General features: G+C 47.5%; 23 protein-coding genes. 1 reads left to right on the top strand and 22 read right to left on the bottom strand.

What is annotated here, in order from left to right; translation table 11 throughout:
- Positions 1-21: 21 nt before the first annotated feature.
- The 17 genes from KQI_RS0108685 to KQI_RS0108765 all read right to left on the bottom strand — a co-directional run bounded on the left by KQI_RS0108685 (position 22) and on the right by KQI_RS0108765 (position 18,035).
- Positions 22-1,008: a MotE family protein gene (locus tag KQI_RS0108685; protein ID WP_010346381.1), complete on the bottom strand. Its 987-nt coding sequence runs from the start codon at positions 1,006-1,008 to the stop codon at positions 22-24.
- A 47-nt stretch (positions 1,009-1,055) separates the two neighbouring features.
- Positions 1,056-1,499: a flagellar export protein FliJ gene (gene fliJ, locus KQI_RS0108690; protein ID WP_010346382.1), complete on the bottom strand. Its 444-nt coding sequence runs from the start codon at positions 1,497-1,499 to the stop codon at positions 1,056-1,058.
- Between the two features lie 10 nt (positions 1,500-1,509).
- Positions 1,510-2,829, bottom strand: a complete 1,320-nt coding sequence (fliI, locus tag KQI_RS0108695; protein ID WP_010346383.1) for a flagellar protein export ATPase FliI — start codon at positions 2,827-2,829, stop codon at positions 1,510-1,512.
- Positions 2,816-3,652 (bottom strand): FliH/SctL family protein, encoded by an 837-nt coding sequence (locus KQI_RS0108700; protein ID WP_010346384.1) that lies wholly within the window; start codon positions 3,650-3,652, stop codon positions 2,816-2,818. The genes fliI and KQI_RS0108700 overlap by 14 nt, the downstream gene beginning before the upstream one ends.
- A complete protein-coding gene (gene fliG / locus KQI_RS0108705) occupies positions 3,645-4,661 on the bottom strand; it encodes a flagellar motor switch protein FliG (protein ID WP_010346385.1) in 1,017 nt (338 codons plus the stop codon). Before fliG ends, KQI_RS0108700 begins: the two co-directional genes overlap by 8 nt.
- Before the next feature lie 11 nt (positions 4,662-4,672).
- The gene (gene fliF, locus KQI_RS0108710) at positions 4,673-6,256 is read right to left on the bottom strand and encodes a flagellar basal-body MS-ring/collar protein FliF (protein ID WP_010346386.1); all 1,584 of its coding nucleotides are present in this window, start codon (positions 6,254-6,256) and stop codon (positions 4,673-4,675) included.
- Positions 6,257-6,291: 35 nt separating this feature from the next.
- Positions 6,292-6,606, bottom strand: a complete 315-nt coding sequence (gene fliE, locus KQI_RS0108715; protein WP_007430020.1) for a flagellar hook-basal body complex protein FliE — start codon at positions 6,604-6,606, stop codon at positions 6,292-6,294.
- A gap of 39 nt (positions 6,607-6,645) precedes the next feature.
- Entirely contained in the window at positions 6,646-7,098 is a 453-nt protein-coding gene (flgC, locus tag KQI_RS0108720) for a flagellar basal body rod protein FlgC (protein WP_010346387.1), read from the bottom strand.
- Between the two features lie 6 nt (positions 7,099-7,104).
- Positions 7,105-7,512 (bottom strand): flagellar basal body rod protein FlgB, encoded by a 408-nt coding sequence (gene flgB, locus KQI_RS0108725; RefSeq protein WP_010346388.1) that lies wholly within the window; start codon positions 7,510-7,512, stop codon positions 7,105-7,107.
- A gap of 408 nt (positions 7,513-7,920) precedes the next feature.
- Positions 7,921-9,321, bottom strand: coding sequence for an ATP-dependent protease ATPase subunit HslU (hslU, locus tag KQI_RS0108730; RefSeq protein WP_010346389.1), 1,401 nt, complete (start codon positions 9,319-9,321; stop codon positions 7,921-7,923).
- Between the two features lie 36 nt (positions 9,322-9,357).
- Positions 9,358-9,900: an ATP-dependent protease subunit HslV gene (gene hslV, locus KQI_RS0108735; protein ID WP_007430016.1), complete on the bottom strand. Its 543-nt coding sequence runs from the start codon at positions 9,898-9,900 to the stop codon at positions 9,358-9,360.
- A 26-nt stretch (positions 9,901-9,926) separates the two neighbouring features.
- Positions 9,927-11,267, bottom strand: coding sequence for an FADH(2)-oxidizing methylenetetrahydrofolate--tRNA-(uracil(54)-C(5))-methyltransferase TrmFO (gene trmFO, locus KQI_RS0108740; protein ID WP_010346390.1), 1,341 nt, complete (start codon positions 11,265-11,267; stop codon positions 9,927-9,929).
- 27 nt (positions 11,268-11,294) lie between these two features.
- A complete protein-coding gene (topA, locus tag KQI_RS0108745; RefSeq protein WP_010346391.1) occupies positions 11,295-13,397 on the bottom strand; it encodes a type I DNA topoisomerase in 2,103 nt (700 codons plus the stop codon).
- A 345-nt stretch (positions 13,398-13,742) separates the two neighbouring features.
- A complete protein-coding gene (dprA, locus tag KQI_RS0108750; protein WP_010346392.1) occupies positions 13,743-14,861 on the bottom strand; it encodes a DNA-processing protein DprA in 1,119 nt (372 codons plus the stop codon).
- 227 nt (positions 14,862-15,088) lie between these two features.
- Positions 15,089-16,018, bottom strand: a complete 930-nt coding sequence (sucD, locus tag KQI_RS0108755) for a succinate--CoA ligase subunit alpha (RefSeq protein WP_010346393.1) — start codon at positions 16,016-16,018, stop codon at positions 15,089-15,091.
- A 49-nt stretch (positions 16,019-16,067) separates the two neighbouring features.
- Positions 16,068-17,228, bottom strand: a complete 1,161-nt coding sequence (sucC, locus tag KQI_RS0108760; RefSeq protein WP_007430011.1) for an ADP-forming succinate--CoA ligase subunit beta — start codon at positions 17,226-17,228, stop codon at positions 16,068-16,070.
- 336 nt (positions 17,229-17,564) lie between these two features.
- Positions 17,565-18,035, bottom strand: coding sequence for a MarR family winged helix-turn-helix transcriptional regulator (locus KQI_RS0108765; RefSeq protein ID WP_010346394.1), 471 nt, complete (start codon positions 18,033-18,035; stop codon positions 17,565-17,567).
- Positions 18,036-18,182: 147 nt separating this feature from the next.
- On the opposite strand from KQI_RS0108765, the gene KQI_RS0108770 reads away from it, so the two are divergent.
- Positions 18,183-18,611 (top strand): organic hydroperoxide resistance protein, encoded by a 429-nt coding sequence (locus KQI_RS0108770; RefSeq protein ID WP_010346395.1) that lies wholly within the window; start codon positions 18,183-18,185, stop codon positions 18,609-18,611.
- A gap of 211 nt (positions 18,612-18,822) precedes the next feature.
- On the opposite strand, the gene KQI_RS0108775 is transcribed toward KQI_RS0108770, so the two are convergent.
- The 5 genes from KQI_RS0108775 to KQI_RS0108795 all read right to left on the bottom strand — a co-directional run bounded on the left by KQI_RS0108775 (position 18,823) and on the right by KQI_RS0108795 (position 24,201).
- Entirely contained in the window at positions 18,823-20,559 is a 1,737-nt protein-coding gene (locus KQI_RS0108775; protein WP_010346396.1) for a YifB family Mg chelatase-like AAA ATPase, read from the bottom strand.
- Positions 20,560-20,674: 115 nt separating this feature from the next.
- Positions 20,675-21,226, bottom strand: coding sequence for a nitroreductase family protein (locus tag KQI_RS0108780; RefSeq protein WP_010346397.1), 552 nt, complete (start codon positions 21,224-21,226; stop codon positions 20,675-20,677).
- Between the two features lie 169 nt (positions 21,227-21,395).
- Positions 21,396-21,779, bottom strand: a complete 384-nt coding sequence (locus KQI_RS0108785; RefSeq protein WP_010346398.1) for a YraN family protein — start codon at positions 21,777-21,779, stop codon at positions 21,396-21,398.
- Positions 21,779-22,078: an EscU/YscU/HrcU family type III secretion system export apparatus switch protein gene (locus KQI_RS0108790; protein WP_007430005.1), complete on the bottom strand. Its 300-nt coding sequence runs from the start codon at positions 22,076-22,078 to the stop codon at positions 21,779-21,781. Before KQI_RS0108790 ends, KQI_RS0108785 begins: the two co-directional genes overlap by 1 nt.
- Positions 22,075-24,201: a hypothetical protein gene (locus KQI_RS0108795; protein WP_010346399.1), complete on the bottom strand. Its 2,127-nt coding sequence runs from the start codon at positions 24,199-24,201 to the stop codon at positions 22,075-22,077. Before KQI_RS0108795 ends, KQI_RS0108790 begins: the two co-directional genes overlap by 4 nt.
- Positions 24,202-24,230 lie beyond the last annotated feature (29 nt).

The raw sequence follows: 24,230 nt of genomic DNA on the forward strand, positions 1-24,230 counted from the left end.
TTTCACCTCCTTTCATGTACATTACTTGGTGCCCATCAGCTTGTTCAAAATTTTTGCAGTCTGTCCCGCATCCTTTGCAGACATATTTTGCAGTAAAGAAGCACGTGTTGAATCATCTACTGTTTTTAATATGTTTAACGCCTTGTCCGGACTGATTTTATAAGTTTGTAAAATAAGTTCAGCACCGCTTTTCTTGTCCATGGAAGCAAATGTGCTGCTGATTTGAGTGTTTTGCAAGCTTTTACTCGTCGTTCCCGCTGTACTGCTTTGATCCTTTTTCAAACGGGACTGCAACGCAGCTACTGACAAATCCGTGGATGGTGTAACATTTTTCAGAGCCATGGTAATATCGGCTGCCTTTTTGGCATCCATCTTTTGCAGGATTTTCGCACTGTTTGCAGGATCCATATAGCTTAACAGTTGTACAGTTTCTTCCGTAGTCAGGTTTTCCATAATCGGTGCCGCCTTGCTTGCTGTCATACCTTCATACATGGAAGCGAGATCCTTCGCCTGCTTTACATATGGATCTTCATTCGCTGTTCCGCTAGCAGTAGTGCCAGCGGCTTGCGTGCCTGTCTGTCCCTGCTGACCAGTCTGTGTCTGTTGCGTTTGCAGCGAATTGACTTGATTCTGCAGTTCTGTAACCTTTTTATCCTGGGCCGTTTTGGCAGCGGAAGCCTTTTTAAGCTCCTCTGTCTGTTTGGCCAAATCTGTCTTTAACTGCTGTATGGTCGCTTCAGAACTTTCAGACTGGGCTTTCTGATCTGCCTCTTTCGTCTGAGCAGCCTTATCTTTCGATTCAGGAAGCCAATTTTTCACGATTGGAATTTTGTTCCCCAATGTAATCATTTCGCTTCTGAAATCCATATTGAACAGTGTAAGCAGGACCCCGACCAGAACGATTGTGAACACAATCGGAATCAGGAAAAACATAAACCGTTCAAATCCCCCGCCTGATTCTTTTTCTAAATCCATATCCAGTTCATTATCTGCTAACTTCTGTGCCATCGTCTTCCTCCTCAGGCAGCTGATATGCTTATCCTATGACTTTCCGCTTACCGGGCTTTCATGGCAAATCGCACGGAAGCCATTTCATCCAGCTCGTTCTGCTCGCGCAGGAGCATTTCCTGTTGGAATTTCACGTTGGCCTTCTCTCTCGCTTTCAGCCAAACCTGTTCATCCAGCATTTTATCGGTCAAAACGGTTTGTTTGCTTTGCACATTTTGCTGCGCATATTGAACGTCTTTATGCTTGCGTGTAATACATTGGTCCAGATGATTAACATAAGCTTGTAATTCCTGAATAGTAGAGAGTGGCGCGCAATCCTCGGCAGCCTTTTGAATGGCTGATATGACCCGATTCCTTTCGCCTACAAGCTGTAACAATGTCTGCTCTTCAGCCTGCAATTGTCCAACAGCACTGGAAAGCATCCATTCGGCCTGTGACTTTTCGTTCGTTTTCAAGTCTACAACTTTCTGAAAGGAATACTGAAATCTCATCGTTCAACCTTCATCTCCTCGTAAATTCAGAAATCAAACGTTCCCGTACCTCATCCAGCTCAGCCTTTTCATCTGTTCTTTGCCTTGTATAATCCCATATATCCCGTATGCGCTCTATAGATTCGTCAATTTCTGCATTTGAACCCTGCTGATAGGCCCCAATGTTAATCAGGTCCTCCGAATCTTTGTAAATGGCCATCAAGCGCTTAATGTTCTCGGCAGCTTCGATCTGATCACGCGGTGAAATGTCCTTCATGACCCGACTAATGCTCGCCAGTACATCAATTGCGGGAAAATGCCCTTTGTGAGCAATCCCCCGGTTCAATACAATGTGGCCATCCAAAATTCCGCGCACCGCATCCGCGATAGGCTCGTTCATGTCATCACCATCGACCAGCACTGTATAAAAGGCGGTTATAGAGCCGGTAGGCCCTGTTCCTGCACGCTCCAACAGCTTCGGTAAGCTGGCAAACACGGAAGGGGTGTATCCTCTCATTGCTGGCGGCTCCCCTACGGCCAGTCCTACTTCACGCTGAGCCATAGCATACCGGGTAACGGAGTCCATCATCAGCATGACGTTCAACCCGCGATCCCGAAAATACTCTGCGATCGTCGTCGCAATGAGTGCACCCTTAATGCGAATCAACGCAGGCTGGTCGGAAGTAGCTACAATGACTACAGAACGTTCGAGCCCCTCCGGGCCCAAGTCCCGTTCGATAAAGTCCAGTACCTCACGTCCACGTTCACCGATCAGCGCAATTACGTTGACATCGGCTTCCGTATTGCGTGCAATCATTCCCATCAGGGTACTCTTGCCTACACCAGATCCTGCAAAAATACCAACCCGTTGTCCTTTACCAATGGTTAGCAATCCATCGATAGCCCGCACTCCGATACTGATCGGTTCCTGCACACGCGGACGATTCAGCGGGTTGGAAGGAATATTGAAGGTCGAATATCTCGCCATTCTCGAAGGAATCAACGAACCATCCAGCGGCTGACCCAGACCGTCCAGCACTTTGCCTAACAGCTCTGATCCGACCTGCACATTAAGTGGTTTCCCGGTTCCTACGACATCACAACCGGGACCAATGGATTGTAATTCTCCCAGCGGCATCAGAAGTACCTTGTTGTCTCTGAAGCCCACAACCTCCGCCTGCAGTGGCTTGGCCGCTTTGCCCGGATAAATGTAACAAACATCACCGATGCTGGCATCCGGACCTTCCGATTCCACCATCAAACCGATAACCTGTGTAACCTTGCCGTTTACCCGAACCGGGTCCAGCTGTCGCAAATGATCCATGTAGCGCTGTGCATTAAGCCCCTTCATGTCTTCGCTCCTCATTCTCATGTGCCAGACGCAGCAGTTCTTTTTTGATCTCCGCTAATTGCGTATCAACTCGTGCATCCACGCTTCCAAAGGAAGAACGGATGACACAACCGCGATCTTTCACGGTACCATCAGGAATAATTTGCAGTTCTGCCTGTGAATCAACAGTTAATGACAGTTCTTCGCGGGCACCTTGCACAAATGCGAAATGCTGAGGCGACACACACAACGTGATAGTTCCTTTTTCCCGCTTGCGAGCCAAATTTTTGCGAATGAGCTCGATCGTATATTCCGGCTCAAGACTAAGCTGCTTTTCAATGACTTTCTCAGCAATAGCGCTACTCAATTCGACCAAAAACGGCTCAGCTTCCTGAATCAGCTGCTCTTTAATCTCATAAGCCTGACGCAGAATTTCCTGTGCTTCTTCCATCATTTGCTCCGATTTTGTCTGGAGCTCTGCCTCAGCCAGCTTCTGACCTTCTTCATAGCCTTGCTGGAAGCCGTCGGCTTTTAACGACTGGGTTAATTGATCGTCATTCTCACGTCGTTCCTGCCACCAGTCTTCAATCTGCTGCTGTGCTTCTTGAAGTATCCGTTCCGCTTCTTCAGCCGCCTCACGAACCTGCCGTTCGGCAAAATCCTTGGCATCATTCAGCATTTCATCCCGGAGCCGCTCAGCCTCATAATCTCTTTGGGGTTCCGGCTCCATATATTCAGTTGTGACTTCTTCGTCCGTCGTTTCTGGCGCATACGCATGTGCCACATCAATCGTTTTCAAAGCCTCTACAGGCACATATTGGAAAGATTTGATCAAGTTAGACAATGATGTCATCTCCTCCGCCGCGTGCGATTATAACCTCACCGGCCTCTTCCAATCTGCGGATCGTGGATACGATACGTGTTTGTGCTTCTTCCACATCACGCAGCCGCACCGGTCCCATGTACTCCATTTCCTCTTTGAAGGTCTCGGCCATACGTTTCGACATATTTCGGAAAATCACATCGCGCACTTCTTCACTGGATACTTTAAGCGCCAACTGCAAATCCGCATTGTCGATATCGCGAATAATGCGTTGAATGGAACGATTGTCGATATTGACAATATCCTCGAATACGAACATTCTTTTCTTGATTTCCTCAGCCAGTTCAGGGTCCTGAATCTCAAGCGAGTCGAGAATTGTACGCTCGGTTCCGCGGTCTACGCCATTCAGAATTTGAACAATGGACTCGATACCGCCTGCATTCGTGTAATCCTGTGTTACGGTTGCTGACAGCTTTTGCTCCAGCACACGTTCCACTTGTGAAATAACTTCCGGAGATGTGCTATCCATGACAGCAACACGCCGGGCCACATCTGCCTGCTTTTCCTGTGGCAGGGACGACAGAATGACCGCCGCCTGCTCGAATTGCAAGTACGAAAGCACGAGAGCAATCGTCTGTGGATTCTCATTTTGTATAAAATTCAAAATTTGGTTTGGATCAGCCTTGCGGGCAAAATCGAATGGTCTTACCTGTAGCGTTGCCGTCAGGCGGTTAATGACTTCGACCGCTTTTTGTGACCCGAGCGCTTTTTCCAATATTTCTTTCGCGTAATTGATACCGCCTTGGGAAATGTACTCCTGAGCCAGACAAATTTGATGAAATTCGGCCATAATGGAGTCTTTTTCAATGGCATCGACCTTCCGTACATTGGCAATTTCCAATGTAAGTTGCTCGATCTCTTCATCACGCAAATGTTTGAATATTTGTGCAGATACTTCTGGCCCCATTGTGATCAGAAGAATAGCCGCTTTCTGTCTTCCCGTTAAACCTTGACTGCTTGCCTTTGCCAATGAACTCACCTCTATTCGTCAGCCAGCCATGTACGAAGCAGATTGACGAATTCGTCGGGTTTCTTTTTCGCCAGACTTTCAAGCTGTTTACGCACTTGACTTTCATTTGTCACACTTTCCATGGTAATAGACGGGAACTCCGTCGGCGTTGGCATGAGTTCCAAATCATCCTCCAGATCTTCTTCCTGTTTACGACGACGACGTACGATCAGGAAGATTGCACCCGCCAACAATGCCAGGACTGCTGCTCCGATGCCCCAAACCCACGGATTGGAAGCCGAGAAGAATGTGTTGGTGTTCGCTGGCGCCGGGACAGTTTGCGAGAAAACTGAAACCTTTTTGGCCAAATCAGCGTCTGTAAAGGTAGTACCGGAATTCGCCAACGATGCTCTCACAATATTAACCAAAATATTTTGAATTGCTGCCTGAGTTGCAGTATCCAATGTTTGTTGTCCTGTTGGTGGTTCAACCGCCACATTAATGGTTAAATCTTTTACAACATACGGACTTTGGATAATATCTCTCGCAATTCGGTTAACTTCGTAGTTAATTGTGCTTGAGCTTTTATCTGAGCTGGTGTTGCCGGAATTGGATCCTCCAGGGTAACCTGGAACATCCTGTGTTCCTGTTCCTGCAACTCCTCCGGTTTGTCCACTGCTGCCCGTATAGCTTTCCTGAATTTGTTGAGCACTGATTTCAATGCCCTTCATTTTCGCCTGGTCAACAGGTGTGACCATTTGTTCCTTAGATGTTACTTTGTCAAAATTCAGCTGGGACATGACCAGTACATTTACCTTGTCATCCCCAACAATTTTCGACAAAAATTGTTGAACATTATTCCTTACATCGCTCTCAAACTTCTTCTGTAGAGCCATGTTTTCCTGAACACCACTAGTGAGTCCTCCTTGGCCGCCCTTGGCTGTTGGAATTAACTCATATTCCTTATTGGTAATTGTAATGTTCTCCACTGGCAAATTCGGCACAGCCGTTTTCACCAGATTAAAGTAGCCATCAATGGCTTGTTGATTTGGCGTGAAGCCAGGTTCAAATTCCATTTGCACTGAAGCAGAAGCTTTGTCCTTCTCTTCAAGCCCGGCAAAAATGTTTTCCTTCGGCATATTAATGACAACTTTAGAGCTTTGGACACCATCCATCCGTTCCAACAGCTGCTGTACTTCACCATTCAATGCGTTATTGTACTTCACATTGAACTCGTTCTCCGTCATACCAATTGCCGAGGAAGACTGGTCAAAAGCACTCATGCCGATCGAGCCCTTTTGAATCAGGCCTTGAGACCCAACATCTACCTTTGCCTTATCTGCACTTGCAGTTGGGACTGAAATTTGCGTCCCACCGGCGTTGAGCTGATACGGTATACCCGCTGAATCGAGATATTTAATGACTCCGGCAGCATCGTTTGCATTCAAGTCCCGGAAAGCCACTTCATACTCGGTTTTAGTAAACTGCATCGTTAGCACTACAATTGCAATAATAATGAATGCTAATGTCGAAACAAGCAGTATCTTCTGTTTTTTGCTGAAATTATTCCAATACCCGGCAATTTTATCCCGATATTGGGCGATTCTCTCGTTCACTCCGTCACCCCATCCGAAACTTTGCTAGATCCTCTTTACATCTGTGTACGCATGATCTCCTGATAGGCTTCGATCGCTTTGTTTCGGACCTGTGTCGTAAGCTGCAGGGAAAGCAGTGCTTGCTGAGAAGTGATCATGACTTGATCCACATCAACTTTGCCTGCCATGAATTGGTCGGACATCTGGTGTGTAGCGGCTTCCTGCTGCCCTACTTCATTGAGAGCATCCTTCAGGAAAGAACCAAAATCCTTTAAGGATTCGGAAGGTGTCGCTTTCGTCAACTCATTGTTAGGCGATTGAATCTGCTGTATTACCGGTGTCTGTACATTAAACATGGCGTTTTGAATCATGCTTTACTCTCCCTATTCAATAGTTAGTAGTCCTGGAACTTAGCGACCGATTTCAAGTGCTTTGGAAACCATCGCTTTTGATGCATTCAGAGCTGTTACATTGGCTTCGTACGAGCGTGTTGCAGAAATCATGTCAACCATTTCTTTCATAATGTCTACATTAGGCATATATACATAGCCATCTTTATCAGCGTCCGGGTGACCCGGATTGTACACAGGCTTCAAAGGTGACTGATCTTCCTGAATTTGCGCAACCTTGACGCCAGCGGAACCTGTGCCGTTTCCTTCCATTTGAGCCTTCAAAACATCGGCAAAGCCAGATTGGTTCGGCTCCAAAACAACCGTTTTTCTCCGATATGGAATTGCTTGTCCATTCTCCACTTTGGCCCGGGTTGTCTCTGCGTTCGCGATGTTACTTGATATAACATCCATCCGCAACCGTTGGGCCGTAAGTGCAGATGCGCTAATATCAAAGCCGTTGTTAATCTTCACCTAATCCTATCTCCCTTCTACCGCTGTTCTCATCATTTTGATACGTTCAGTAATTTCTTGGATGTAGGTATTATATCTTAGTTGATTTTCAGCCATAAGACTCATTTCTCTATCGACATCTACGTTGTTCATATTATTGTTCATGACTGAGTACCCATCTTTGGTGACCATAGCGTCCGGAATAGAGTTCACAGGTCCTATTTGAAAATGTCTTGCATTGGTAACTTTTCCACGCAGTGGTGTTACATCACCGTCCATTTGCTGCTGCAGCAGTTCTTCAAATGAAACCTCCGAACGCTTAAAATACGGGGTATCCACATTGGAAATGTTGTTGGCTATCACACGTTGTCTCGTATTTGCCGCCTGAACACCTGCCTGAAGCTTTTGAAAGCTAACATCACCCAGCAGATTCATTTAGCTCCTCCCTTCCAGTGTCTACTCCAAAGTAAGATTCAATAAAACAAGATTTTTCACTTTTTTTCGACAATTTAATTTCATAATTATACATTTCTCTTAGGTCTTAAGTAGAAAATAATTGCTTTCTGTCATATATTCTAAGTTTCGTAGAGTTGGGACCTAATTACAATAAGAAAAAAGCCCTATCTTTTTTAAAAAAGAGGGCTTTAGATGCATAATTTGTTAAATTTTTCAGGTTATTTTCGAGAAAACGAGCTTTTTTTTAGCACTTTACACCTGTAAAAGATTACACGTCCTACTTTTGGAATAGACAGAAAAATCATCAACTTAAGTTTCGACTAGGTCTATTTAACGGTGCAAGATAGTGTTATTCTGGCCCACACACCCTATTTTTAGAACCCCTATTCATAAAATATACTGACTAAGGTCCCTGTTTTGGGCAATATCACCCAGCTTCTCACGAACATATTCGGGCGTAATGATCATACGATCCAATGTAAGCTCAGGAGCTTCGAAGGATAAATCCTCCAGCAGCTTTTCTAGAATGGTATGCAAACGGCGCGCGCCGATATTTTCCGTGTTTCGATTTACGGACTCGGCAATGCTGGCAATCTCACGGATCGCATCTGCTGAAAATTCAACTTCGATCTCTTCGGTGCGGAGCAGATCCGTATATTGCTTGGTCAGCGCATTTTTAGGCTCCGTCAATATCGACACAAACTCATCCAGGGTCAAGCTGCTCAGCTCTACACGGATGGGAAAACGGCCTTGAAGTTCAGGGATGAGGTCAGACGGCTTGGCGACATGAAAGGCCCCTGCAGCAATAAACAAAATGTAATCCGTTCTTACCGGACCGTATTTAGTCATAATGGTAGATCCCTCGACAATAGGCAAAATGTCACGCTGGACGCCCTCTCTGGAAACGTCAGGACCATTCCCCTTGCCCTGGCTGGCAATCTTATCTATTTCATCGATGAAAATAATACCGGACTGTTCAGCACGTTTCACAGACTCCTGAATTACATCATCCATCTCGATCAGTTTGGCAGCCTCATCCTGAATCAGAACCTTGCGGGCCTCCTTCACGGATAACTTGCGCTTTTTAGTCCGCTTGGGCAGAAAACTTCCGAACATCTCCTGCATATTCATACCCATTTGTTCATTTCCTTGCCCGGCAAACATATCGAGCATATTGGGTGCGGTATCCTCTACATCAATCTCTATGACCTCATCCTCAAGCTTACCGGACAGCAGATCAAATTTGACCTTACGTCTTTTCTCCGCCAAGGAAGCGTCCTGTTGTGGTGGTTCTTCTTCTACCGAAGCACCTGGGTTGTTGCCAAACAGCATTTCAAAGGGATTACGCTGCGATTTGCCTGACTTCTCCGCAGGTACAAGGATGCCGACAATCCGTTCATTGGCCATGTCCTCCGCTTTGTCCTTCACATTCTCTGTTCGCTCGGCCTTAACGATGCGGATGGAGGTTTCCATCAGATCACGTACCATGGACTCCACATCACGACCGACGTAGCCCACTTCTGTGAATTTGGTCGCTTCAATCTTGACAAAAGGAGCTCCCACGAGTCGTGCGAGTCTACGCGCAATTTCCGTTTTACCCACACCTGTCGGCCCGATCATCAAAATATTTTTAGGCACAATCTCATCCCGGACATCATCCGGCAGCTTGCTGCGACGATAACGGTTGCGCAAGGCAACAGCAACAGATTTTTTAGCCTGCGTTTGTCCGACAATATATTTATCCAACTCGGATACAATTTGTCTGGGCGTCAACGATTGATTCTTCATTTTGCATTCCTCCACCCTTGAATACTCGGAGCCGATTTACAGTTCTTCCACGATAATCTGATTGTTTGTATACACGCATATTTCCGAAGCAACCTCTAAAGCTTCCCGCGCCATATCCTTTGCATCCATATCAGTTCCATGACGTTTGAACGCTCGAGCAGCCGCCAATGCAAAATTACCACCTGAGCCAATCGCAAGTACATCATCGTCTGGCTCGATAATTTCTCCGCCTCCGGAAATGAGCAGCATGCCGGAGGTATCCATCACAATCATTAGCGCCTCCAACTTGCGCAGAATACGATCCTGTCGCCAGTCCTTGGCCAGTTCCACGGCAGCCCGTTGCAGGTTGCCGTGATGTTCCTCCAGCTTGCTTTCAAACTTTTCAAATAATGTGATAGCATCGGCCACCGAACCCGCAAATCCCGCAACGACTTGCCCACGATACAATCTACGTACTTTTTTAGCAGTTTGCTTCATAACAACACTGTTGCCGAACGTTACCTGTCCATCACCCGCAATAGCTCCTTTGCCATTGTGGCGTACAGCGCAGATGGTGGTAGCATGAAAGGACATATCCATAACGCGCTCCTCCTTTTCCTTCATCCTTATGCCTGTACTTCAGCTGACATAACTCCTGTTTCATCGATGTAATGGCGCAAGCTTTCCAGCGCGCGATTCGCGAGCGCTTCGTTCTTTTCCTTCTTATTGCGGATTCGCGTCTCCAGCTTTGGCAGCAGACCGAAGTTTGCATTCATCGGCTGAAAATGCTTGAAATCAGCGGTCGTAATATACCGCGCCATACTGCCTAGTGTCGTTTCCGCAGGGAATACAAACATTTCCTGTCCCTGCGCCGCACGCGCCGCATTCATTCCCGCAAGCAAACCTGAAGCTGCTGATTCCACATACCCCTCTACGCCAGTCATTTGCCCGGCAAAGAACAAATTGCTTCTCCCCTTGAATTGATAAGTTGGTTGAAGCTGCTGAGGAGAATTAATAAAGGTATTACGATGCATCACACCATAACGTACAAACTCTGCCTTTTCGAGACCCGGTATCATAGAAAATACACGCTTTTGCTCCCCCCATTTGAGGTGAGTCTGGAAACCAACCAGATTATACAGTGTGCCTGCAGCATTATCCTGGCGAAGCTGAACAACTGCATACGGCAGTTCACCTGTATGTGGATTCACTAGGCCAACTGGCTTCATAGGCCCGAACAATGCAGTCTGTTTCCCACGCTGCATCATCACTTCGATAGGCATACAGCCCTCGAAATAGATTTCTTTTTCAAATTCCTTAACCTGTGCCACCTCGGCCGTAATCAAGGCCTCATAAAAAGCGTCAAATTCCGCTTCATTCATCGGACAATTCAAGTAAGCCGCTTCTCCCTTATCATAACGGGAGGCCAGGTAAACCTTGCTCATGTCAATGGAGTCCTTTTCAACAATCGGGGCTGCAGCATCGTAAAAGTAAAAATACTCCTCTCCCATCAGCGATTTAATCTGTTCTGACAAAGCCGGAGAAGTTAAAGGCCCCGTTGCAATGACCACAATGCCATCCTGTGGAATTTCCTGAAGCTCTTCATTCACGACCTCAATCAGCGGATGCTGATGAAGTGTATCTGTAATATGACCGGAAAATCCGTCTCGATCCACTGCCAACGCACCGCCAGCTGGAACAGCATGACTATCCGCTGCGCTCAAAATCAAGGAATTCAGCATTCTCATCTCTTCCTTCAGCACGCCAACCGCATTCGTTAGACCGTTCGCACGCAAGGAGTTACTGCACACCAGTTCGGCAAATTTATCTGTATGATGTGCCGGTGTTTTTACAACCGGCCTCATTTCATATAACTTAACAGGTACTCCACGGCTTGCAATTTGCCAGGCAGCTTCGCTGCCCGCCAAACCCGCTCCGATGACCGTTACCTTTTGCATTTCACTCACGTATAAATCCCCCTGCTATTGTTGTTCTTATGAAGTCTCTACACTCTCATCGCTTTCTTCCAGCATTTCACTGTGATCGCAGACGGTACAGTTGAGCTTTGTTCCCTGTTTCGTTCGTTTTTCGACCATTAAACCGCTACAACTCGGACAAGGCTTAATGGACGGTTTATCCCACGATACAAAATCGCATTCCGGGTAGCGGTCACAACCGTAGAAGACACGTCCTTTTTTACTCCGTCGTTCGACGACATGGCCCACACCGCATGTAGGACAAGTGATCCCGATATCCTTGACAATTGGCTTGGTGTTGCGGCAATCCGGGAAGGCAGAGCAGGCCAGAAATTTACCAAAGCGGCCTAGCTTATACACCATTGGGCTGCCACATTTATCACAGATGACATCAGACACTTCATCCTTGATCTCAATTTCCTTCATTTCTTCCTCTGCCACTTCCAGACGCTTCTCAAATGACTCGTAAAAGTCACTCAAGACTTTAACCCAATTTCCTTCTCCCTCTTCTACGTGGTCAAGATCACCTTCCATATTGGCAGTGAACTCCACATTCAGAATCTCAGGAAAGAACTCCTCCATCTGTTCAATGACTAATTCTCCCAGCTCTGTAGGGAAGAACTTCTTTTCCTCAATGGCGACGTAACCACGCTTCTGAATAGTCTCCAGCGTAGGAGCATACGTACTCGGGCGTCCTATACCCAATTCTTCCAGCGTTTTAACCAGTCTTGCTTCCGTATAACGAGGAGGCGGTTGTGTAAAATGCTGCTTTGGTTCAACCGATTCTTTTTTCAGCTTATCGCCCGGTTGAAGTGGCGGCAGCAGCTTATCTTCTTCGGTTTTACCGTCGTCATTCCCCTCCACATATACTTTCATGAAGCCTGGAAAACGAACTTTAGAACCGGCTGCGCGGAAAATCGTCTCTCCTGCTTCAATATCAACGGACAGGGTATCCATAATAGCGGAAGCCATCTGGCTCGCCATAAAACGTTCCCATACCAGTTTGTACAACCGGAACTGATCCCGGCTCATAAACGGCTTCACGGTTTCTGGATCACGCAAAGCGGAGGTTGGACGAATCGCTTCATGCGCATCCTGAGCGTTGGCCGATTTTTTTGAATACTGACGAGGACTTTCAGGTACAAAATCTTCGCCATATTTTTGAATGATGATTTCCTTTGCTTCCTCTTGTGCCGAAACGGCGATCCGTGTGGAATCCGTACGCATATACGTAATCAGCCCCACGGTCCCTTCCTTGCCCAAATCCACGCCCTCATATAGCTGCTGAGCTACAGACATCGTTTTGGATGCACGGAAGTTGAGCTTCCGAGCTGCCTCTTGCTGTAATGAACTTGTTGTAAATGGTGGAGAAGGATTGCGAAGACGCTCTTTCTCCTTCACATCTTGTACCTTGTAAGACGATTTGCCGATCGCCTTTAATACTTCTTGTACGTCCGCTTCGCTGGAAAGCTCTTTCTTTTCGCCGCGCAGCTTGTGGAATTTCGCTTCAAAGGTGCTATCCTTAATAGCTAGCTTGGCTGTAATCGTCCAGTATTCTTCCGGTACAAACTCACTGATCTCGGTCTCCCGATCCAAAATAATTTTCACCGCAACGGACTGCACACGACCTGCGGACAGACCTTTTTTCACCTTTTTCCACAGAAGCGGACTGATTTTATAGCCAACAAGCCGATCAAGTATGCGTCTGGCCTGTTGGGCATTGACCAGATCCATATTGATTTTACGTGGTGTTTTAAAAGCATCCTTAACAGCCTGCTTCGTAATTTCATTAAATACAACCCGGCAATCTGCTGTATCATCCAGTTCCAATGCATGTGCCAGATGCCAGGCAATAGCCTCGCCTTCGCGATCCGGGTCAGCCGCCAGATATACTTTTTTTACTTTTTTCCGGGCATCCTTTAATTCTTTTAAAATTGAGCCTTTACCTCGAATGGTAATGTATTTGGGATTAAAATCATTTTCGACCTCTACGCCGATCTGACTCTTCGGTAAATCCCTGATATGACCCATGGAAGCCTTGACGATATATTTGCTGCCTAAGTATTTGCCGATCGTCTTCGCCTTGGAAGGCGATTCCACGATGACGAGTGAATCCGCCATAGGCTCTTCCTCCTCTCGATTGCATACATGAATATGATAGTCTTCCTGAAATGTGGTGAGTTATGACACGTTAGAGAGCTTCACAGATGGATCATTCTTCCGATCGCTGTTACCCCCGGATTTTTTTCATTAAATAAAACAAAATAGGTTAAAATCCAGATGTAAAGGCGAACGCTGCGCTTCTCCAGAAAGATTCCATCTGCTCCGCTGCTGCGAGTCATAAAGTCAACACAATTCAGGAAGTGGGGAGGGAGTAGGAATCCGCGGTGCGGATGACTTCCCTTCACCTGATGTTTAAAATTGAATTTGTGCAATTACTAACCAAGGACTTTACAAAAACAACTACTAAATAAGCTTGTATTTTGTGCCCGCCAGCTGGGCGATCCTTTTTTTTATGATTAACGATAACAGAACTGCGTGTAAAAGTCCAAAATCCCATGCCGTGGCTTCAAGCAGTTCATCCAGAGTCATGATTCCCTGCTCCAGTAACAGCACAATACGATTCTCCTCGGAAGTTTCACTTTCTGTCGCATTCAAGACCTCCCTTACATCGTGCCCCTGCTCCCTATTGTATGAAGAAACATCCCTTGTACGCAAATCAGTTGCATACTCTTCAATAATATCCGAAGCTTCAGTGACCGTTTTGGCCCCCTGCTTAATCAGACTGAGCGTACCTCTACTCTTCGGTGACGTAATTGGCCCGGGAACAGCAAACACATCTCGATTTGCCTCCATTGCAGCATCAGCTGTAATGAGAGAGCCACTCCTTGTATCTGCTTCGACGACAAGCGTTCCCTTCGTCAAGCCGGCAATAATGCGGTTGCGCTGCGGAAACATTCCTGGATGAGATCTCGTGCCTGGTGGATACTCCGATACGATCAAGCCTCTGCTTGCCATCTCTGCAAATAAAGACGCATTTTGAGGCGGATAAATTTGATCAATGGCTGTTCCGAGCACACCAATTGTGTTTCCTCCCTGGCGCAGCGCTGTTTCATGGCAAATACTATCAATTCCTCTTGCCAATCCACTAACCACCGTAATCCCAGCACGACACAATCCCTCTGTTAGTATCTCCGCTGCTCTACGTCCATACGCAGTGGGAACGCGGGTTCCTACTATGGCTACAGCGCATGTATGCAAAAGTGATTTATCCCCTTTTGTATATATTACCCAAGGAGGATCAACTGTTTCCTTCATTAATAGGGGATAATCCTCGTCTACATAAGTTATCGTTCCAATATCACCGGATTGAGCTCGCTGATATCGTTCATGAACCCATTCTTCGTTGTAACACTGTGCTGCCAGGCGAGCCTGAGCAGAACTTAATCCAATCTCCATCCATTTCTGCTCACTAAAATGCAGCAGCTCATGCAGTCGATAATCACTCGACCAAATACGCTGAATGGTCTTCCTTCCGATTCCTTCTAATTCATGTAAACCTAACAAAAGCCATCTTTCTTCCAAACTGCGGTTCCCCCGTTCACGGGAAGAATAAACCCTCCCTTATTTTGTGGCACATTGCACTATTTTGCAAGCGTTTCCCTGACAAGCCTGTCTCAACGAAAAAAAAGCAACCTTTTCATCCCCTGTTACAGAAGATAAAAAGGTTGCTTACCTTTCTTTCATTATACACTAGAAAGCTGCAAATTTCGATTTGTTTTACAGCCTGTATATTAATGAAGAAACACGACTTAATGTGTCGTACACAAATTCAGAATCCCGCGCTCCTCCAGCACACTAACCAGCGTCGAACCCATTTCGGAAGGAGTCGGTGCTACCTTAATTCCGCAGGCTTCAAGCGTAGCAATTTTCTCCTTGGCCGTCCCTTTTCCACCGGAAATAATGGCGCCTGCGTGCCCCATTCGTTTGCCTGCAGGTGCAGTCACACCGCCGATAAAACCAACCACTGGCTTGGTCATATGATCCCGAATCCACTCGGCAGCTTCCTCCTCGGCTGTACCACCGATTTCCCCAATCATAATAACTGCGTGAGTTTTGGGGTCCTCATTGAAGCGCCGCAAAATATCAATGAATTCCGAGCCTTTAACAGGATCACCACCAATACCGACCGCAGAAGATTGTCCTATGCCCCGCGTTGTCAGCTGATGCACTGCCTCATAGGTCAGCGTACCACTACGTGACACAACACCTACATGGCCTGGCAGATGAATGTAACCAGGCATGATACCGATTTTACACTCACCCGGCGTAATAACACCCGGACAGTTCGGACCGATCAGAACAGTCTTTCTACCTTCCATAAAACGTTTGACCTTGACCATATCCAGCACCGGAATACCTTCGGTAATACAAATTACGAGGTCTAACTCCGCATCCACGGCTTCCAAAATGGAATCCGCTGCAAAAGCCGGCGGCACGTAAATCACGCTTGCTGTTGCACCAGTAGCTTCCTTTGCTTCACTCACCGTGTTAAACACTGGCAGCTTAACCTGTTGTCCGTTCTCCAGCGTAATTTCCACCTCTGTGCCGCCTTTGCCCGGAGAGGTGCCTCCTACCATCTGTGTGCCGTAATCAAGCGCACCCTTGGCGTGAAACAACGCCGTTTTTCCCGTAATCCCCTGTGTAATCACCTTTGTATGCTTATCGACCAAAATACTCACGATCTTCACATCCCCTATCGTTTATTCGGCATATCGGAATGCAAACAGGCTATTGAACAAGTTCAACGATTTTTTGGGCACCATCCGCCATGGAATCGGCAGCCACGATATTTAACCCGGATTCCGCTAAAATCTGTTTGCCCAACTCGACATTCGTCCCTTCGAGACGGACAACAAGCGGACGAGTCAGCCCCAACTGCTTGGCAGCCTCCACAACGCCGTTCGCAATGATGTCACACTGCATAATTCCGCCGAAAATGTTCACGAAAATACCTTTTACCTTCGGATCGGCTAAAATGATTTTAAACGCTTCGGTCACCTTTTCCGTCGTCGCACCGCCCCCTACGTCCAGGAAGTTTGCCGGATCGCCACCGTAATATTTGATAATATCCATTGTTGCCATCGCCAAGCCTGCACCATTGACCATACAGCCAATATTTCCGTCGAGGGCGATATAGCTCAGATCGTATTTGGATGCCTCAATTTCCTTTTCGTCCTCTTCATCCAAATCGCGCAATTCCAAAATATCTTTGTGGCGGAACAACGCGTTAGAATCAAAATTCAGTTTGGCATCCAGCGCCAGTACATTTCCATCACCTGTAACGACTAGGGGATTAATTTCTGCAATCGAACAGTCCTTGTCCACAAAAGCCTCGTACAACGCCAGCATAAATTTGACCGCTTTGTTTACCTGCTCATTAGGAATGTTAATGTCATAAGCCAGCTTGCGAGCCTGATACACCTGAAGCCCAATCGCGGGATCAACGACCGCTTTAAAAATCTTCTCTGGAGTAGCCGCAGCTACCTCTTCGATTTCCGTACCGCCTTCTTCCGAGGCCATGATCACGATACGTCCGGTTGCACGATCTACAACAACGCCGACGTAATATTCTTTACGAATGTCGCAGCCTTCCTCTATCAAAAGGCGTTTGACTTCTTTACCTTCAGGTCCGGTCTGATGCGTCACCAGCACCTTTCCCAAAATTTCAGAGGCATAAGTTCGTACCTCTTCCAAGCCTTTGGCTACCTTCACGCCACCCGCTTTACCGCGTCCACCAGCATGAATTTGTGCTTTTACCACCGTAACAGCGCTTCCAAGCGATTCTGCCGCAGCAACGGCTTCCTCCACCGTATAGGCAACCTTACCGTTCGGTACAGCCACTCCGTACTGCTTTAATACTTCTTTACCCTGATATTCATGGATATTCATTCTGGAATCCTCCTATCAACATGACTGCAACAAGGGCGGTTCACAAGGAAATCTATACTAAACCTACATCATTGTAACATGTTTTTAAAACGCTTTCCTTAAAATTTAACCTCATGAATTACAGTATTTTGATATCATTATCATTCCCAAAATCGAATGTTTGGATATTTATGGGTATTTATTTTTGATAATTTTTATACAACGGGACGTAAAAAAAAGCACCTCTCAAAATAGAGTTACAACCCACCATGAGAGGCACTTTATTTCATCAGGCACTCGCTTTTTCAGCTAAGAACGACTTGGGCAATCAGATTGTAACGTAACTGAAAGTGCCTATTATGATTTTTCAATCTTCACATTCGCTTGATGGACACGATCCAGCAGATCTTTGAACTGCAGTAGAAGCGAACCAAACTGATCGTGGGTCATACTCGTTTTTTCCTGAATACATCCTGGTACAGATAGGGCTTTTTCTCGCAATGCGCTTCCCTCTGCCGTCAGAGAAATCAGCACTTTGCGCTCATCCTGAGTCGAACGCTTGCGATCAATCAATCCGGCATTTTGCAATCTCTTTAATAGCGGAGTCAGTGTACCGGAATCCAAGTACAACGCTTCACCCAATTCCTTCACTGTACATTCTTCACGCTCCCAGAGCACGATTAGCACCAGGTATTGTGAATACGTCACACCAAGCTTATCCAGATAAGGTTGGTACAGCTTCGTAATCTCTCTCGAACACGCATATATGGCAAAACATAACTGGTTATCAAGTTTTAATGCTGCACCTTCGTTATAACTATGGTCCATGTTGTCAGATCACCTACTTTCGTCACTATTTTAGCACATTATATAGCAAATTACATGCTAATTGCACAAAATACTTTACAATCGATAATTATTTTGTTAAATTAAATTGTGTAAAATATAAATTGAGCGAGAGGCAGTGATTAAATTATGATGACCATTCAACAAAAAATGTATGAAACAACAGTAAAAGCGGTTGGTGGACGTAACGGTTATATCGAGTCTTCCTCCCCTGAACTTCGTTTAAATATTGATATGCCTAAAGAAATGGGTGGCGCAGGCGGTGCAGGAACAAATCCTGAGCAATTGTTCGCAGCAGGATATTCCGCCTGCTTTGACAGTGCTTTAAATATGGTTGCCCGTATGCAACGTGTTAAGCACGAAGGTACTGAAGTAACAGCCACGGTCCAATTGGGTAAAGTGGAAGACGGCGGCTTCGGAATTGGAGTAAATCTGGACGTACTGGTAAAAGGTGTAGATCATGAGACAGCAGTAAAACTGGTGGAAGGTGCACATGAGCAATGTCCATACTCCCGCGCTACCCGCGGAAATATTGAAGTGAAGCTGAACGTTCTGTAAAACTGATGTACCTTCCAACAACTAACATGGTAGATGATGCATAATCGTATATACGAAAGTGATATACTCATAGTATAATCACATTGTCATAATCTTTTTTTCTTCTCCAGAACTTTGCGTCTGGAGCTTTTTTTTGCCCTTATTTTCCCCCAATCTAACCTGTAAAATGTTTATATAAAAAAATAATCGTAGTAACCGCTTTTATTTCATATTAGCCCTCGAGAAGACTGGCATTAGCCCTGTCCATATTGCGATATTGAATAGCTTCAGCAACATGCGAAGCCTTGATTTTTTCTGACTCATTTAAGTCCGCAATCGTGCGGGACAGTTTGAGAATTCGATCATATGCGCGCATGCTTAAACCAAGTGCATCCATCGTCTGATTGAGCAACTTAGCCGCGCTTTGTTCCAATACCGCATATTTACGCAGCATCTGCCCGGACAATTCACTATTCCATGAAAAGGGAAGCTTGCCGTATCTATGGATTTGTATCGCTTGTGCAGCCAGCACCTGCCTTCGCATTTCAGCCGACGACAGGGATTCTTTTTCCTCCCGCCAATCCTTTGGCTGCGATACTTCAAGCTGGAGATCAATCCGATCCAGCAGCGGACCGGAAATACGCGAACGGTAGCGGGCTACCGCCGCAGGTGAACAGGTACAACGCTGATGTTCCATATCGCTGCCGAAAAAGCCGCAGTGACATGGATTTAAGGAGGCAGCAAGTAAAAAGTGCGCCGGATATTTAAAAACAGCACGTGAACGGCTGATTGTAACATTGCGGTCCTCCAACGGCTGACGCAGCACCTCAAGCACATGGCGGCTAAACTCAGGCAGCTCATCCAAAAATAAAATTCCCCGGTGGGCAAGGCTGATTTCTCCCGGCTTGGGTATACCTCCCCCTCCCACCAACCCGGCAGCAGAAATCGTATGATGAGGAGAACGAAATGGTCGAATGTTCATCAGATGGGGGGATGACTCCTTCCACTTCCCGGCAGCACTATATATTTTGGTCACTTCTAGCGCTTCCTTTTCAGTCAAGGGCGGCAGAATGGAAGGCAGCCTGCGGATAAGCATCGTTTTTCCGGCACCTGGTGGTCCCATAAGCATGATATTATGCATTCCAGACGCAGCGATAACCAACGCACGTTTGGCGTGTAGCTGGCCAAGCACATCGCTATAATCCTCCATGCTGCTGATGATCTCTTTTTCCTCACGCAGCGGGACATGCTCTGCCTGAGTTAAATGGTCATAGGAATGGATTATGACCTGTTGTCTAGCTGTATGCTTTTCTTGACTGGGCTTTGCAGTGTGATTTATAGCTGTGTCTGAAACAGAATCTATCATCTGTTTTGCAACTTCGTTCATGGACTGATCGTAAGCTGGAAGAAGTACAGGATTAGAACTTAGATCGGTCGGCTGCTCCCCACCAGTGTATTGTGTATGATCATTAACCGGAATGAGATCTGTCAGATGACGAATAGCGTAAATACGTATATCCGTGATCAGACGTGCCTCTCTCGCATTTTCCTCAGGAAGCAGCACCGAATGGAACCCTTCTCGCTTGGCCAGATCCACCATGGACAGCACTCCGTTCACTGGACGAATGCTACCATCCAACGCCAGCTCGCCAATAAATAACGTCCGTTCCCCATCTGGTAAAATAACTTGTCCACTGGTTGTCAGCAACCCCAGAGCGATAGCAAGGTCGAAAGATGAGCCCTCCTTACGCAAATCAGCAGGGGCTAAATTAATCGTTACACGCTGGGACGGATATTTGAAACCACAGTTCTTGATTGCTGCCCGCACGCGCTCCACGGCCTCCCGAATCGCCGAATCGGGCAATCCGATAATGGCAGTCTGAGGCAGGCCATTGGACAAATCCGTCTCCACCTCAATCAGGACACCATCTATTCCATACAGACAAGCTCCGTGTAATTTTCCATACATAACAAAAAAGCACCTCTCCTCATACTGAAATGTCTCCCAACGGGGATCATTGCATATATGAAAAAAGGTGCTTCCAAATTTTCATAAGCCTTAATTAAGATTATCTGACCACAGATTATTTGTCAAACAGGGTCAGCTTATCAGCTGCCGATGTACGTGCCCTTGGTTCAGGAATGATCTCAGGATAACCTGCATATATCATCCCAATTACCTTTTCACCCGGTTGAATTCCCAAGGGTTCACGGAATTTAGGCGAATACAAAAATGGTTTTGTGACCCAAAACGTTCCGATTCCCTTACTCCATGCAGCAAGCATAAAGTTTTGCACAAGAGCGCTGACTGCTGCAAAATCTTCATCCCAAACCGCCTGACGCGGATCTTCTTCCAGTACAACTAAAAGCTGAATGGGGTTGTGCAAAATACCGCTCTCAAACTTGTTATCCTTGCCCACATCGGCTGCGATGGCTTCTGCAAGCTTTTTCCGTCCTTCACCAGCAAACAACAAAAAACGCCACGGTTCACGCATTTTATGATTAGGGGCCCATACCGCGACGTCCAGCAGTTCTTTGATGGTGTCTACCGGAATGGCATCAGCTTTGAATTTTTTAATTGTGCGGCGTTCCTGAATTACATCTATGACATGTTCACTAAAGGTTTGCTTTGTCACGTATATCCTCCTTCATAGGTACAGCTTCCAGATATCCATTATATAATGAAAATGATAACCATTATCAATAAAATATACCTTTAGCTTTCCTTCCTGTCAACCTGTACATATAGAAATTCAGTTTGCTTGCTTCCCTTCAAAAAGCTTCTCGCTCTTTTTAAAACGCATTTTAAAACGCATCAATGAAATGGTCTGTAACAACAGCCGCTTCGTCGGTTAATCGTACAGCGAGCATATCAAAACGGATTGGAGCATCTCCAATCCCGTTCATATGCAAATATACGGAGGCTGTTTGGCGAACCTGGGTTATTTTACGCGCGGTGACCGATTCTGCTGGCGTTCCAAACCTGGAGCTGCTTCGACTACGTACTTCAATAAACACGAATGTGTCTTCCAGCTTGGCAATCAAATCCAGTTCGCCGCTGCGGCAGCGCCAATTACGCGCTATGATTTGATAACCCAGATCCTCCAAAAATAAAGCCGCTGCCTGTTCGCCCATCGTCCCTTTAGCTTTCCGTCGATCCTTCCCTCCGGTCCTCATTTCATTTCCCATCACCTGTCATCCATCGGAGCAAGCCTGTCCATTTGATATATATAGGTAAGCACCTCTGCTACCAAATGATAGAGCTCTGCAGGAATTTGCTCGTCCAAATCCAGCTTGGACAATACCTCAACCAGCGCAGCATCCTCCTGTACGGGGACACCATGCTCTTTGGCTTTTTCTAAAATACTTTCCGCAACGCGGCCGCTCCCCTTGGCAACGACAATCGGCGCTTCGTTCTCGCCAGGCGTATATTTGAGGGCGACCGCCTTCTTTCTGGAAGGAGAGGGAGCTTCCAACGGCTCTTTCATATTTTAAGATCGACTCCTTTATACGGCTGAGGTACATAGCTTTGCACCTCAGAAGAGACGGGGCTGTCCGCTTCAGTCCTGATCGGCATAGGCTCGGTACGAAGCGATAGAAGCTGGTATCCTAATGACTCCAGCGCCGCATGAATGGATTCACGTCCGCTGGTCAACAACGAAGCGGCCCACTCCTGATCATTATGGAGCTTGAGACTCACAATTCGGTCCACGACCTGTACGTCCACCAACGTCGGCCCAAGCCCCTTCATGTCCAAATCAAACCAAAGACGACAGTTGGATGAATCCAGCTCCCCTCGTTTGCCACGACGAGACTGAATCTGAATGGTAGCTGTTTCACGACCGTCCGGTCCGACAAACGGAATAAACATGTGTACTTGTGCAAAAGGGGCCGTCCGATCGGTATTTAGCAGCAGCTGCTGACCCGTCAGGTGCTGTACGACCTGCTGAGCCGCCTCTTTCAAAGCGGGCGGCAGATCATCGCTGCTCATCAGCTGGAGCAGCGCCCCTTTTACGGTGTCTGCATCTGCTGACACCGTGCCGCCCGCCGCAGCTGCTAGCCCCGGCAGCGGCTGCGGTGCTCCCTCCGGCGGCTCCAAACGTGCCGCCGCCCCTTGCGCGGGCTGCGCAGCCGCGCGGTGCACCTGCTGCTCGTGCTCTGCACCGAGCAGCTTTAGCACGCGGCCCACCCACGCATCCTCCGTGGGGGTGGGCTGCGTGCTGGCCGCTACAGACGCCGCTGGCTGCGAAGCAGCGGTGTCTGTAGCCCGCGGAGCGCTCGCGGCCAGCTGCGACGCTTCCGCTGCGGGCTGCTCCGGCGCAGCCGTGCCCAGCGCGGGCGGAACGGCAGCGCGCAGCTCTTGCAGCAGCGTGCGCAGCCGCTGGAGCGGTGCCTCCGGCGCAGCGGCGTTGCCTGCCGCGGATTGCGGCACAGGGCCGCCAGCCGGCTGTGCAGCTGCGCGTTCAGCTGTAGCAGCGGTTGCCGCTGGCTTCGCGCCAGCAGGCTCTGTCGTTGCCGCCGCTGAAGCGCCATCAGCATCCTTAAGCTGCGTGCTTGCTGTGGCAGCTTGCTGCGACTGCTCTGCTTTGGCACGGGAGCCGCTTAATGTGTTATCGCCCGATTCAGACGCATGTACGCCAGCGTCCGAAGCGACTGTCGCTCCACGCCCCTTAGCTGCCTCTGCATCTTCTGGAGCAGTCCCTGGCGCCCCAACTGCAGCCCTGGTCGGAGTATCCGGTTCAGTAGCCAAAGCATTCGCTTCATTCCCCGCAGCAGCAACAAGGTTGGCTGCTTGAGTCCCTTTCAGCATCTCCTTGCCTCCTGCTGCTTGTCCAGCTTCTGCCTGCTTAGCAGCAGCAGAGGCATCCTTGGACAATACAGGCGTTTGGCCTTCCGGTGCATCAGCACCCCCAATAATGGAGGAACCTGCCGAACTAACTGATGCTCGGTCAGCTCCCTTTACTGCTGTTGCTTCTCTCGCAGGCTGGTCTGTAGATGTTGCTCCCTGTCCTAGCTGCTTTAACACCGTTTCAAGCTCCTGCTCCAGCGATGACAGCAAATCATTTAAAGGAGGACCAAACATCGCTTGCCGCAAGCCGTTAATGCTTTCAGCCGTCAATGGAAGTCCCCTCTGAAAAGCAACGGCCGCCGCCTGTACAAACGTTCCTAATTCTACATTTCCAGCTTGCTTTGCCAAGGCATTTTGCAAAGAAGAGGCATTTTCCGATGTCAATGGCACACCATTTTTTTGCATGGCCTGGATAAGTGCTCTGTTTTGAGCCGTATCCGGCAGTCCCACTGATTCCAATACATCTGCGAGAGCTACGGTTTGCTGTGGTGCATTAGCTGCATCGTTCAAAGGCTTAAGCACCGTCATTCCACTGGGCGAAGCCGGTTGTACCTGAAATGTTGTAGTCTGTCCAGGCTGAAGAGGGGTTTCCAGCTTTGCCCTGACTTGAGAGCCTTGTATTTGCAGCACAGCCTCACCACCGTCCTCAGACACCTTTAATACGACGCCCCTTACGACTTGACCTGGCTGCATATCGAGCTTTTTGACCTCTCCCGCCTTCACATCACCAAGTAATCCACGAAATACAGATCCGATGTTCATATCGCCCCTCCTCTCCTTCATCCCTCTAT

It is taken from the genome of Paenibacillus peoriae KCTC 3763 (assembly GCF_000236805.1).
In the GTDB taxonomy this organism is placed as follows: Bacteria; Bacillota; Bacilli; order Paenibacillales; family Paenibacillaceae; genus Paenibacillus; species Paenibacillus peoriae.